This is a genomic window from Promicromonospora sp. AC04, from assembly GCF_003058225.1.
GTDB lineage: Bacteria > Actinomycetota > Actinomycetes > Actinomycetales > Cellulomonadaceae > Promicromonospora.
In genome coordinates, this window is the sequence record NZ_QBUG01000008.1 from 166,321 (window position 1) to 179,325 (window position 13,005).

The following is a 13,005-nucleotide window of genomic DNA, read 5'->3' on the forward strand; positions in this document are numbered from 1 at the left end:
AATGGCCCGGTCACGGGCCCGCCGAACCGCAACCTGCTGGCATGCCCAGGTGTCGAACCGAAACGACACGCCGAGGATCCGCGAGACATCGGCGTGTCGTTTCGGTTCGGCGCCCGGGGTCGACAACTAACTTGCGGTTCGGGAAGGCGGACGCACGGTCTGAATCAGGTCTGGGGCGCCGTCAGCCAGCTTCGCGGCTCGGGCCAGCTCCTCGCGGGTCTCGGCTACACCCGTGAGACCTAGGCCGATGTGCAGGTCGAGGCACTCCTGCCAGGCGTCGCGCGCCTCGGCCCAGCGGCCGACGTCGCCGAGCAGGTGGGCGAGCCGTCGCTGCACCTTCACGAGGTCCTGCCGCATGTCGAACGCCCGGAACCGGACCGCCGCCTCCTGGTAGCAGACGATCGCCCGTCCTGGGTCCCCGAGCTCGGCGTGGACGAACCCGATGGTGTCCCAGATGACGGCCCTCGTTGTCGGGTTGTCCACGTCGTTGAGCAGCGCCAGCGCCTCTTCTGCCAGCGGCAGCGCACGCGCCAGCTCGCCACCGTGCGACAGCGCCCACGCCAGGATGTTCAGCGCGTGGGCCTCGTAGTACGCCTCCTGCGAGCGCCGGCCGTGCTCGAGCGAGTGCTCGGCCTGGCGCACCGCCTCGGCGGTGCGTCCCCAGCGGACCAGGTCGCCGGCGTACCCCTGGTATGCCTGCTGGAGCACCCGTGCGTCGTCCAGCTCCACGGCCAGCTCGACCGTGCGTCGCCGTAGTTCCTCGCACTCCGCGATCCGGCCGGCGTCGCCTGCCAGCGCCGCCAGGTACCGGGTGCACCACACCTCGGCCAGGCGGTCCTGGACCTGGATCGAGACGTCGCGGGCCGTCCAGAGCGCCGCCCAGAGCGCCTTCCGGGTATCGAAGTGGTTCGACACGGTGCTGTAGATCGCCCAGGCCAGCGACAGGACCTCACGGAAGAGGCCGCGTGTCCGCGCGATCTCGACGACGGCGAGCAGGATCGTCCGCTCGTCGCTGAACCACGCCGCCGGTTCCCGGTCCGGGACCTCGACGACGCCGGGGTCCCGGACGAACGCCTGCCGGACCCGCCCCGGCCACCGCCGTCGATCCATCTCCAGCGCGACGCCGAGGTACCACTCGGTGAGCCGCTGCACCGCGGCGTCGTGCTCGCTCTCGGCGACGTCGTGCTGGGCGCGCTCCCGCGCGTACTCCGCCACGAGGTCGTGCATCGCGTACCGCCCGGGCGTGTGCTCGGCCACCAGGTTCACGCGCAGCAGCTCGGCCATCGCCAGCCGTGCGGCGCCGTCGGACTCCCCGAGGAGCGGCACCGTGGCCGCCCGGGAGATGTCCGGTCCCGGGTGGATCCCGAGCAGCCGGAACATCCGCGCCGCCCGCGGCGACAGCGCCCGGTACGACGTCGAGAACACGCTGCGCACGTCGGCCATCGGATCGTCGTCGCCGAGCGCGTCCAGCCGCGCGCCGTCGTCGGCCAGCTCGACGGCGACCGCCGACATCGGGAACGCCGGCTGGGCCAGGACCCGGGCCGAGGCGATCACTATCGCCAGCGGCAGGCCGGCGCAGCGGTCCACGATCTGCCGCGCGGCCTCCGGCTCGGCCAGGCTCCGCTCGACGCCGACCCGCGTGGCCAGCAGGTCGATGCCCTCGGACGGCGACAGGGTGTCCAGCGGGACCCGCCGCGCCCCCGCTGCGGCGACCAGGCTGGTCAGGGAGGTGCGGCTGGTCACAACGCTGACGCTCGGACCCGAACCGGGCAGCAGCGGCAGCACCTGTTCCGCGTCGCGGGCGTTGTCGAGGACCACGAGCACCCGCCGTCCGGCGACGACACCGCGGTACAGCGCGAGCTGGGCGTCGTCCGACGCCGGGATGCGGCCCTTGGCCACACCCAGCGCCTCCAGGAACGTCCGGGCCACCGTGCTCGCAGGCACCGGGGACGACGACGCCGGGTCGAACCCCCGCAGGTTCGCGTAGAGCTGGCCGTCGGGGAACCGGCCGGCCACCCGGTGGGCCCAGTGCAGCGCCGTCGACGTCTTGCCGACGCCGCCCGCGCCGTCCAGCACCGCTACCCGCGGCGTGGGCCCGGCTCCGACACCTTCCGTGAGGAGCGCGTCGAGCTCGGCCAGGGCGCCCTCGCGCCCGCTGAACCCCATGGTGCCCAGCGGGAGCTGGCGCGGGATCCAGCCCGCCGGCTCGGCGTCCGGCGGGTCCTCGGCGGCGACGATCTCCCGGTGCAGCCGCCGGACGCCCTCCCCGGGGCCGATGCCCAGCTCGTCGGAGAGCGTCCGGTCCAGCCGCCGGTAGGCCTCCAGCGCCTCGTCGCGCCGCCCGCTCCGCGCGAGCGCGGTCATGAGCTGACCCCAGAAGCGCTCCTGCAGCGGGTACTCGGCCGTGAGCTCCTGCAGCTCGTCGACGAGCGCGGCCAAGGAGTCTGCAACGGTGTCGGCACCGGCAGGCGCGTCTGCACTCGGCGGGTCTTCGCCCACCGCGTCTTCGCCCACCGCGTCTTCGCCCACCGCGTCTTCGCCCACCGCGTCTGCGCCCACCGCGTCTGCGCCCGCCGCGTCTGCGCCCGCCGCGTCTGCGCCCGCCGCGTCTGCGCCCAGCGCGCCGGCACCCGGCCCCGCCAGGTCGATCTCGATCCTCCGGGCGAGCGCCGTCAGCCGCTGCTCGACCAGCCGCGGCGTGTCGACCGCGCGCAGCGCCGCGGAGTCGACGCCGTCGAACGGGGTGCCGCGCCACAGGGCCAGGGCGTCGCTGAGCCGCCGCCGTTCGGCGGCCGGGTCGTCGGCGCGCCGCGCCGCCATGAGCGCGGCGAACGAGGTGACGTCGAGGAGCGCGGAGAACGAGGCGACGTCGACGTGCTCGGCCGGGAGGTTGAGCCGGTACCCGCCCGGGACCGTCTCTACGGTTCCGTCGCCCAGCGCGATCCGGAGCCTGCGCACGAGCACCTGCAGCGACTGCTGCGGGGCGGCGGGCAGGTCCTCGCCCCATACGACGTCGACCAGGCGCTCCACGGTCACCGGCGCGCCCGCACCGACCGCGAGCGCGGCGAGCAGCGACCGGAGGCGCCCGGGCAGGTGCACCGCCGCGCCGTCCACCAGGACGGCGAACGGCCCCAGGACGGCGACCGTGACCGCGGGCTGCTGCCCGTCGTCCATCCGCACCCCGCTTCGCAACGTCGCGCCCCCCTGTCCCGGACCATCCTGCCGGGTCTGTGCCGGGTGTGAAAGCGGTTTGAAACCGCCGCGCCGTGGAATGGGGCGCAACGCCGAGATCCGGCGTCCGACAAGCGTGCGCGAGCGCCGGAGGCTGCCGATGCTGCGAATCCACTTCACCCCCGAGGACATGATGCGGGTCCGGCTCGCGCCCGGACCCGACCCCATGTGGGAAGCGATGCTGAGCGCGCACCAGGTCAACCACGCGGCCGGCCCCCTGGTCTTCCGCGAGTGGCGCTCGCGGGTGCTGACCGATCTGTCCGGGGAGGCGCGCACGTACCTGCGCCTCACGCCGCACCAGGGGTACACGCCCGACTTCCTCACGCCCGCGGGCGGGACCACCGACTTCGACGAGGGCCTGGAGGCGGTGCTGAGCACGCCGACGGCCCGCTTCCGGAACGAGCTCGGGATCCTGGCGCGACAGCGCGAGGTGCCGCGATGGGCGGCCGACCTCCCCGCGTCGGCGGGAGCCCGGCGGCAGCTGGGCATGGCGATCCGGGCCTACCACGACCAGGCGATCGCGCCCTTCTGGTCCGTCGTGCGCCGCGCCGTCGACACCGACATCGCGGCCCGCGCACGCACCCTGACCGGCGGTGGGACGGCGGCGCTCCTGACGTCGGTGCACCCGACGATCACCTGGCGGGAGCCGGTGCTGACCATCGAGGCCAGGATCGACCGCGACCTGCACCTGAACGGCCGCGGCCTGACCCTGCAGCCGGCGTTCTTCTGCTGGCGGGCACCCATCTCGCTGGCCGACCCTGGTCTCGCACCCGTGCTCGTCTACCCGATCCCGCACCGGATGTCCTGGCTCCGGTCGTCCGGGCCCGACCGGCACGAGCGCGCGCTCGCCTCGCTCCTGGGCCGGACGCGCGCGGCCGCGCTGTCCGCCCTGACCTACGGCGCGAGCACGAGCGAGCTGGCCCGGCACATCGGCGTCTCGCCGCCGTCGGCCTCGGAGCACGCGTCCGTGCTGCGCGACGCCGGCCTGGTCGCGTCGCGCAGGGAGCGGAACAGCGTCTGGCACACCCTGACGCCCCTCGGCCACGCGGTGCTCGACGGCGGCATGGCGCTGCCGGACCTTGCCCCGCCGGCCGACTCCGACTCCGCTCCCCGAGGTCCTTCCCGGGCCGTGTCTCCCGTCGTCCTCCCGGCCGCTCTGGCGGCTGCTTCCCCGACCGCGGGCGCCGCCCGGCTGCCGGTCAGGGTGTGACCGGCGGGAGACCGACCGGGCGCGGGTCGGTCCCGGCGTCGGACGGCGTGAGCGCACCCAGGGCGAGGGGTACGGCGCCCTCCACGGCGACCAGGCCACCAAGCCGGTTCCGGCTCGTGACGACCACCACGCAGCGTCGCCCGCCCGGCAGCAGCGGCCGCACCTGTTCGACGTCGCGGGCGTCGTCCAGCACCACCAGGACCCGGCGGTCCGCGAGCACCGAACGGTACAGCGCGGCCCGGGCGTCGGCGTCGGCCGGGACTCGGCCGGGCAGGACGCCCAGCACGTCGAGAAAGCGGCGCACCACGACGTCCGAGGCCAGCGGCGTGCTCGCGGGGGAGGACCCCCGTAGGTCCGCGTAGAGGCTGCCGTCGGGAAAGCGGTACGCCACGCGGCGGGCCCAGTGCAGCACCGCCGTCGTCTTGCCGATCCCGCCCGGGCCGTCCACGACGGCGATCCGCGTCGCGGCGGGCGGGCTGTCTGCCTGGTCCGGTGCGGCACCCGGCACCCCGTCGGATGACGAGTCCGATGGCGTGTCCGGCACCGCGCCGGGTGGTGAGTCCTGTGGCGCGTACGGCGCCGGGTCCAGCAGCGCGTCCAGCGCCGCGAGGGTATCGGCGCGGCCACGGAACGCGCCGTCCGACGGCGGGAGCATGGCGGGCGCGGCGCTCGCGGAAGCGCCGGGGCCGGCCGGGTCGGTGTTCGTGCCGGTGCCAGTGCCGGTGCGGGTGCCGGTGCGGGTGCGGGTGCTCGTGCCTGTGCGGGTGCTCGTGCCTCCGCTGGTGCTCGTGCCTGCGCCGGTGCTTGCGTCAGTGCTCACTTCGTCGCCGGCGTCGTCCGCGAGGAGCCGCCGGTGCATCGCCTGTGCCTCCGCGCCCGGCCGGGCGCCGAGCTCCTCGCGCAGGATGCGGTACAGGTCCTGGTAGGCGGCGAGCGCGTCGGCGCGTCGTCCGGTGCGGTCGAGCACGCCCATGAGGCGGACCCACAGGCTCTCGCGCAGGGGATGGATACCCACGAGCTCCCGCAGGCCCGCGGCCAGCTCGCCGAGGTCCGGGGCGTGCCCCGCCAGTGCGATGTCGGTGCCCCGCTCGATGTTCTGGAGCGCGGACTCCAGCAGGCGAGGGCGGTCCACCGCGATGAGCAGGTCGGAGTCGACGGACTCGAAGGGGAATCCGCGCCAGTGCCCGAGCGCCTCCCGGAGCAGCCGGTACTCCTCGGCGGGGTCGTCGGTTGCGCGGCTCGCCGCCACGGCCGACTCGAACCGGCGCAGGTCGACGGCGTCGGGCGGGACGTCGAGCTGGTAGCCGTCCGCGGTGGTGCGGACGGCTCCGGCGCCCAGCGCCGTCCGCAGCCGGGTCACCAGCACCTGGATCGCCTTGCGGGTGTCGGCGGGCCGGTCCGCGCCCCACACCGCGGCGGCGATGCGTCCGGTCGGCACGGGCCGGCCGGCGTCGAGAGCGAGCACGGCCAGCAGCGTGCGCAGGCGCGAGCTGAGGGTCACCGGTACGCCCTCGACGGTCACGGCGAACGGTCCGAGCAGGCGCACCGACACGGCGCCCGTACCGCCGAACCCTGAGGTGCCCACGATGCCTTCGCTCCCGATGCTGCCGCTCCCGATGCTCCCGCTCCCGATGCTCCCGCTCCCGACGTCCCGCTCCCGACGTCCTGCTCCCGATGTCCTGCTCCCGATGTCCTGCTCCCGATGTCCTGCTCCCGATGTCCTGCTCCCGATGAGGCGCAAGGCCGCCGTCGTGCAGGACCGCCGCCGTGCCCGCTCAGTATCGTGCGTCAGGGTCAGCGCCGCCGCAGTCCGCTTCGGGATTGATTTCGGGTGCCGAATCCGGCGTGGCTCGGGAACCGTCCGGTGGTGGTGCGGCCGGATAGAGATAGCACGAGCGGAGTGTGTTGCGCTGCGTAGACGATGTCTACGCAGCGCAACACACTCCGTGGACCAGTAGTTGCCCCGGGGAGTGTTGGACGACGCACGGGGAGCGACGGGGTGCCGTGCCCGCAGTCTTGTGCGCTTGAATGTAACCGTGGTTACATCCAGTCGTGACGGGTGAATGGGTGATGCTGAGCTATCGGCTACCGAGGGAGCCGTCGTCGCCCCGCGTGGCGCTGTGGCGGAGGCTCAAGCGGCTGGGCGTCGCGCAGATCTCGGACGGCCTGGTCGTGCTGCCGGCCGACGCCCGCACTCGGGAGCAGCTGGAATGGGCGGCCGACGACGTGGTCGAGCGCGGCGGCGTGGCGAGCGTGTGGTTGGCGCAGCCGGCGACCAGGACCCAGGAGCGCGAGCTGGCTACCGCGATGGCCGCCGACCGGGCCGCGGAGTATCTCGAGCTGGAGGCGGCCGCACGGCGCGCGCTCGACGCGCCGCCCGCCGAGCAGCACCAGGTACTCATGAAGCTCCGCCGGGCGATCCGTGCGGTGCACCGCAGGGACTTCTTCCCGCCCACCGAACGGGACCGAGCCCAGGCGGCGCTCCGCCTGCTCGCCGAACGGGCCGAACGGGCCGAACGGGCCGAACAGGCCGAACAGGCCGAACAGGCCGAACGTGTCGAACGGGCCGGGCCCGTTGCCGGGGTGCCGGCGGCGGGGTCGGCCGAAGCGGGCCGGGGTGCGCGATGAGGTGGGCGACACGTGCGGGTGTGCACATCGATCGCGCGGCCTGCGCCTGGCTGATCAGGCGGTTCATCGATCCCGATGCGGAGTTCCTGTTCGTGTCCGACCCGGCCGAGGTGTCGTCGGACGCGACGCCGTTCGACATGCGCGGCGTCGAGCTGGGGCATCACGGCGACCGGTGCAGCTTCGAGACGTTCCTGCTTCGTCACGAGCTGTCCGACCCGGTTCTGGCGCGGATCGGGGAGATCGTCCATGAGGCGGACCTGGACGACGAGCGCTACGACGCACCCGAGGCGCCCGGCCTTGACGTCGTGCTGCGTGGGCTGTCCATGATCGGTGACGACGAACGAACCTTGGCGGTCTCGGGTCCGATGTTCGACGGACTGTACGAGTACTTCCGCCGCTCGTACCTGCTGGGCCGTGACCCGGCCTGACCCTGCTGGGCCGTGACCCGGCCTGACGCCGAGGCCGATGGCTCGATCCCCGGCACCTGACCCCCGACATCTGGAGCGAGATGACGACCGACAACCACGACGCCCCGGCCGTGCCCGAACCCGCGCCGCCCGAGCGGCTGCGGGACCTGGTGCCGTTCCGCACGGCCGTCCGCGCGTGGTTCGCGATCTCCTGGCAGACGTTCGGCGGCCCGGCGGGCCAGATCGCCGTCATGCAGCGCACGCTCGTGGACGAGAAGCGGTGGATCGGGCAGGGCCGGTTCCTGCACGCGCTGAACTACTGCATGCTGCTGCCCGGGCCGGAGGCGCAGCAGCTCGCCGTCTACACCGGGTGGCTGCTCAACGGGCTACGCGGTGGCCTGGCCGCCGGCGTGCTGTTCGTCCTGCCCGGGATGCTCACGCTCCTGGTCCTGTCCGCGGTGTACGTCGCGTTCGGCGACACGACTGTCGTCTCGGCGGTGTTCGCCGGCCTCGCTCCGGCCGTGCTGGCCATCGTGGTCCAGGCCGTGGTCCGGATCGGGCGGCGGGCCCTGACCAGCCCCGCCCTGGTGGTCCTCGCGGTGGGCGCGTTCGTGGCGCTGGCGCTGTTCGCGGTCCCGTTCCCGTTTGTCGTCCTCGGGGCCGGCGTGATCGGGTGGCTGGTGCACCGGTACGCGCCGGGTTGGATCGCCGCCCCCGCCGGCCGGGAGCAGGACGACGGCCCCGCGCCCCTCATCCCCGACAACGCCCTGCACACCGAGCGCCCGTCCGGCCGCCGCGCGGTGCGGGTCCTGGTGCTGGGCGTCCTCGTGTGGCTGCTGCCGGTCGCCGTGGTGGCACTGCTGACCGGCGCCGGGAGCGTGTTCACCCAGCAGGGCCTGTTCTTCTCCGGCAGCGCCCTGGTGACGTTCGGCGGGGCCTACGCCGTGCTGGCCTACGTCGCACAGCGCGCCGTGGAGACCTACGCCTGGGTGACCCCGGGGGAGATGACCCGCGGCCTGGCCCTGGCCGAGACCACGCCCGGCCCGCTGATCATGGTCGTGCAGTTCGTCGCGTTCCTCGGCGCCTACCGCAACCCGGGCGACCTGGACCCGTGGGCCGGCGCGCTGCTCGGCGCCCTGCTGACCACCTGGGTCACGTTCGTCCCGTCGTTCCTGTTCATCTTCCTCGGCGCGCCCTACGTCGAACGGCTCCGGGGCAACCGCGCCCTGGGCGCCGCGCTCACCGCGATCACGGCCGCCGTCGTCGGCGTGATCGCCAACCTGGCCCTGTACTTCACCACCCACACGCTGTTCGTGTCCTCCACCACCTGGGCGGCCGGGCCGCTCCGGCTGAGCGTCCCCGACCTCACGACGCTCCAGCCCGCGGCGCTGGGCATCGCGGTGCTCGCCGCGCTCCTGCTGTTCGTGGCGCGCTGGCCGGTCCTGCGCACGCTCGGCGTGTGCGCCGTCGTCGGGCTCGCGCTCGGACTCACCGGGGTGCTCTGATGAGCCGGGATCGAGCGACCGGGGAACGCGGGCCGGTCGGCGAGGCACTCGCACAGCTCGGCGTGCGGGCCGCCGACTACGCCTGGGCCACCGACCGACAGCTGCGCTGTCTCCTCCGCCGCTCGCACCCGCCAACCGGCACCGGAGACCGGGCGCCCGTCGTCCTCCTGCCCGGCATCTACGAGACGTGGGAGTTCCTCGGCCCCGTGGCCACCGCGCTCGCCCGCGCGGGCCACCCCGTCCACGCCGTCCCCGGCCTGGGATACAACGCCCGGCCCGTCCCCGAGTCGGCCGACGTCGTCGTCGCGCACCTCGAGCGCACAGGCCTGACCGGCGTCGTCCTCGTGGCGCACAGCAAGGGCGGCCTCATCGGCAAGCGCGTCATGCTCTCGCGCGCGAACGATCGCGTGCTCGGCATGGTCGCGATAGCGACGCCGTTCGCCGGCTCCCGCTGGGCGCGGTACATGCTCTCGCCGGCCCTGCGGTCGTTCGACCCACGCGACCCGGTGCTGCTGGCGCTCGCGGGCGAGCTCCTGGTCAACGAGCGCATCACCACTGTGTATCCCCGGTTCGACCCCCACATCCCCGAGACCGGCCGGCTGCCCGGCGCACGGAACGTCGAGCTGCCCCTCTCGGGCCACTTCCGGCCGCTCGGTCACCGGCTGCTCGTCGAGACCGTGGCGCACGAGGTGGCCAGGCTGGAGGCCGAGCACGCCGTCCCCTGACCGACCTCGGGTAGAGCAAGCCATCATGAGCCCAGCCCCGGCGGCTTGAGCCCGGCCGGGGGGACCGAGAAACCACCGGACCGTGGTCCACTGGGGGTGTGCTCACCGTCCGCCACACCTCGCCCCGGCAGCTCGACGTCGGCCTGACGCTCGGGCCGCTCGCGCACGGGCCTGGGGACCCCACGTTCCATCGTGCCGCCGACGGCTCCGTCTGGCGGACGTCGCTGCTGCGCACCGGCCCGGTGACGCAGCGGTTCGTGCCGGCCGGGCCGCACGAGGTGGTGGTGCACCTGTGGGGCGACGGCGCCCGCGAGGCCGCCGAGGCGCTGCCGGTGCTGCTCGGCGAGGACGACGACGTCACCGGCTTCGAGCCGCCGGAGCAGGTGCGCGACGCCCACCGTCGCGCCGCAGGCATGCGGATGCTCCGCAGCGGCCGGGTCATGGAGGCGCTCGTGCCCGCCGTCCTGGAGCAGCGCGTGCAGACCGTCACGGCGCACCGGGCCTGGCGGTGGCTCGTCCTGCGGTACGGCACGACGGCGCCCGGCCCGGCGCCGTCGGACCTGCCGGGCGGGCCGCGCGGCGGGCTGCGCGTGGTGCCCGACGCGCGCACGTGGACCCGGGTGCCGGTGTGGGACTGGCACCGCGCCGGCGTCGACCCGGGACGTGCCCGCACCGTGACGCGGTGCGCGCTGGTGGCGCCGCGGCTGGAGGAGGCGGGCGCGATGGCGCCCGCGGAGGCCCGCGCGCGGCTGGAGAAGGTGCAGGGCGTGGGAGTGTGGACGTCGGCCGAGGCGGCGCAGCGGGCGTTCGGCGACGCCGACGCCGTCTCCGTGGGCGACTTCCACCTGCCGGCCGCCGTCGGCTGGGCGCTGACGGGCGAGCGCACGGACGACGAGGGCATGCTGCGGCTGCTTGCGCCCTACGCGCCGCACCGGCACCGGGTGGTCCGCCTGCTGTCGCTCAGCGGCCGGGCCCGGGCACCGCGGCGCGGGCCGAAGCTGCCGATCGCGGACTACCGCGCGTTCTAGTACCTCCTGCGGTGACGGTCAGCGGCTCGGGTCGATCACGCTCGGCACCGCGCTGCCAGATTTCAAGATCGTCGACCGTGAGCTCCCAGGGCCTTGCCGATCAAGAATGTTATCGACTAACATTTGACCGTGGTCACACCCCGCACCCTTCGCACCAGGGCACGCATCCTGGACGCAGCGCTCGACCTCTTCGAGCGGCATGGCTACGCCGCCACCACGGTGAACCAGATCGCCGACGCCGCGGGCGTCACCCCCATGACGTTCTTCCGGCACTTCCCCACCAAGGACGCGGTGCTCGTCACCGACCCCTACGACCCACTCATCGCCGAGGCCGTGGGCGCCCAGCCGGCTGGCCTCCCGCCCCTGGAGCGCACCCGCCTCGGCCTGCTCGCCGCGCTCGGCGACATCACGCCTACCGAGGACGCGACGGCGCGACGGCGGGTGGCCCTCGTCGCGCGGTCGCCCGCCCTCCGCGCAGCCGTGGCCGTCGGTACCGAAGCCACCCAGGAGGCCATCGTGGAGCGGCTCGTCGCCGACGGCGTCGACCGGCTCGACGCCGCCATCGCCGCCTCCGCGTGTCTCGCCGCCACCACCGCGGCCCTCCTGGCCTGGGGTTCGGCGCCCGACGACGTCACGCTCGCCCACCTCGTCCGCCGCGCCCTGGCACAGCTCGCCCCGGCAGGAGCCACCTCATGACCGCCCTCGTGCTCGACGACGTCTCGCACGCCTTCGGCGGCCGGGTCGCCCTAGACCACCTCACGCTGACGGTCCGACCCGGCCGGGTCACGGCCCTGATCGGCCTCAACGGCGCGGGCAAGACGACGGCGCTGCGCGCGCTGGCCGGTCGCCTGCGCCCCGCCGGGGGCACGGCCCGAGTCCTCGGCCACGACCCGGCCGACCTGCCCGCCGACGTCGCCACACGGTTCGGCCACCTGGTCGGCACGCCACTGGTCTACCCGGAGCTGACAGTCACCGAGAACCTCCGGTGCGCCGCCCGCTTGCACGGCCAGTCCGTGCGGGCCGCCGCGCCGGGAACGAGCGCGGCTGTCGCGCACATGGGGCTGGACCCGTGGCGGCACGCGCGGGCCAGGACGCTCTCGATGGGCAACCACCAGCGCCTGGGGATCGGCTGCGCGACCCTCCACCGGCCTACCGCGCTGATCCTCGACGAGCCGACCAGCGCCCTCGACCCGCAAGGGGTCGTCCTGGTGCGCAAGCTGGTCCGCGGCATGGCCGACGACGGCGCGGCGGTCCTCGTCTCGAGCCACCACCTCGACGAGGTCGCCCGCATCGCGGACGAGATCGTCGTGCTGCACGCCGGGCGCGACGTCGGGCGGCTGGAGCCCGGCGGCACCGACCTGGAGCAGCGGTTCTTCACCATGGTGCTCGACGCCGACACCCGAGCCGCCGACACCCGAGGCCGGGTATGAGCCCCGCTGCCGCATTGCGCGCCGCCCTGGCCGTCGAGATGCTCAAGCTGCGCCGCTCCGTCGTCGCGCGCCTCGCGACCGTACTGCTCGTGGTGCTGGTGCCGCTCGGGAGCGTGGGGATGGTGGCGCTGGCCCGGTCGCCGCAGGCCGGCGGCCCGACGGCGGCGAAGCTCGCCGACTACGCGACCGGGGACCTGACCACGATGCACCTGATGGTGTGTGCCCAGGTGCTCTCGATCGCGGCGCTGGCCGCCGGCGGGTTCTTCGTCGCGTGGTCGTTCGGGCGCGAGCTGGAGAGCGGGACCGCGGGCGCGCTGTTCGGGCTCGCCGTACCGCGCGGCACGATCGCCCTGGCCAAGTGCCTGGTCACGCTGGCCTGGATCGGGGCGTGCGTGGTGCTGACCGTCGCCGTCACCATGGCCGCCTCGGCCGCCGTCGCCGCTGGTTCGGGTGTTGGGTTCAGGGCCTGGGGCGGAGTGGGGACCGCCCTGGTCGCCGGGCTCCTCGGCGGCGGCCTGGCCCTGCCGTTCGCCTGGGTGGCGACCGTGACGCGCAGCCAGCTCGGCACCGTCGGCGCGCTCGTCGGCGTCGTCGCGCTCACCCAGATCGTGGTGCTGCTCGGCGGCGGGACATGGTTCCCCTACGCCTCGCCCTCGCTCTGGACGGGCATGGGCGGGCCCGACGCCGCGGCCGTCGTCGGCCCGCCCCACCTGCTGCTCGCCGCGGCGGTCTCCCCGCTCGCGATCGGCGCCGTCGTGCACGCCTGGCGGCGCCTCACGAACGTGTAGGGCGCCGCCGCTCCAGCCCGGTACGGACCCCGTTGCGGACCCGGAATCGGGCC

The 13,005-nt window shown here is 74.5% G+C and carries 11 protein-coding genes; 9 read left to right on the forward strand and 2 right to left on the reverse strand.

Going from position 1 to position 13,005, the window contains the following annotated elements:
• Window positions 1-126 precede the first annotated feature (126 nt).
• Window positions 127-3,174 carry a BTAD domain-containing putative transcriptional regulator gene (locus tag C8K30_RS20790; protein ID WP_158281076.1) on the reverse strand — a complete coding sequence of 1,016 codons (3,048 nt, stop codon included), beginning with the start codon at window positions 3,172-3,174 and terminating at the stop codon, window positions 127-129.
• Between the two features lie 157 nt (window positions 3,175-3,331).
• On the opposite strand from C8K30_RS20790, the gene C8K30_RS20795 reads away from it, so the two are divergent.
• Complete coding sequence (locus C8K30_RS20795; RefSeq protein ID WP_108494951.1) at window positions 3,332-4,441, forward strand: helix-turn-helix transcriptional regulator; 1,110 nt, start codon at window positions 3,332-3,334, stop codon at window positions 4,439-4,441.
• Here C8K30_RS20795 and C8K30_RS20800 read toward each other — a convergent pair.
• Complete coding sequence (locus C8K30_RS20800; RefSeq protein ID WP_158281077.1) at window positions 4,431-6,026, reverse strand: AfsR/SARP family transcriptional regulator; 1,596 nt, start codon at window positions 6,024-6,026, stop codon at window positions 4,431-4,433. The genes C8K30_RS20795 and C8K30_RS20800 overlap by 11 nt on opposite strands.
• Before the next feature lie 467 nt (window positions 6,027-6,493).
• On the opposite strand from C8K30_RS20800, the gene C8K30_RS20805 reads away from it, so the two are divergent.
• The 8 genes from C8K30_RS20805 to C8K30_RS20840 all read left to right on the forward strand — a co-directional run bounded on the left by C8K30_RS20805 (window position 6,494) and on the right by C8K30_RS20840 (window position 12,952).
• Complete coding sequence (locus C8K30_RS20805; protein ID WP_199230607.1) at window positions 6,494-7,069, forward strand: Chromate resistance protein ChrB; 576 nt, start codon at window positions 6,494-6,496, stop codon at window positions 7,067-7,069.
• The gene (locus C8K30_RS20810; protein ID WP_108494820.1) at window positions 7,066-7,497 is read left to right on the forward strand and encodes a chromate resistance protein ChrB domain-containing protein; all 432 of its coding nucleotides are present in this window, start codon (window positions 7,066-7,068) and stop codon (window positions 7,495-7,497) included. The genes C8K30_RS20805 and C8K30_RS20810 overlap by 4 nt, the downstream gene beginning before the upstream one ends.
• Window positions 7,498-7,577: 80 nt before the next feature.
• Window positions 7,578-8,981, forward strand: a complete 1,404-nt coding sequence (gene chrA, locus C8K30_RS20815) for a chromate efflux transporter (protein ID WP_108494821.1) — start codon at window positions 7,578-7,580, stop codon at window positions 8,979-8,981.
• Window positions 8,981-9,706: a triacylglycerol lipase gene (locus C8K30_RS20820; protein ID WP_233257322.1), complete on the forward strand. Its 726-nt coding sequence runs from the start codon at window positions 8,981-8,983 to the stop codon at window positions 9,704-9,706. The genes chrA and C8K30_RS20820 overlap by 1 nt, the downstream gene beginning before the upstream one ends.
• 98 nt (window positions 9,707-9,804) lie before the next feature.
• Window positions 9,805-10,734, forward strand: coding sequence for a DNA-3-methyladenine glycosylase (locus tag C8K30_RS20825; RefSeq protein WP_108494822.1), 930 nt, complete (start codon window positions 9,805-9,807; stop codon window positions 10,732-10,734).
• A 129-nt stretch (window positions 10,735-10,863) separates the two neighbouring features.
• Complete coding sequence (locus tag C8K30_RS20830; RefSeq protein ID WP_199230608.1) at window positions 10,864-11,430, forward strand: TetR/AcrR family transcriptional regulator; 567 nt, start codon at window positions 10,864-10,866, stop codon at window positions 11,428-11,430.
• The gene (locus C8K30_RS20835) at window positions 11,427-12,164 is read left to right on the forward strand and encodes an ABC transporter ATP-binding protein (RefSeq protein WP_108494823.1); all 738 of its coding nucleotides are present in this window, start codon (window positions 11,427-11,429) and stop codon (window positions 12,162-12,164) included. The genes C8K30_RS20830 and C8K30_RS20835 overlap by 4 nt, the downstream gene beginning before the upstream one ends.
• Complete coding sequence (locus C8K30_RS20840; protein ID WP_108494824.1) at window positions 12,161-12,952, forward strand: ABC transporter permease; 792 nt, start codon at window positions 12,161-12,163, stop codon at window positions 12,950-12,952. The genes C8K30_RS20835 and C8K30_RS20840 overlap by 4 nt, the downstream gene beginning before the upstream one ends.
• Window positions 12,953-13,005 lie beyond the last annotated feature (53 nt).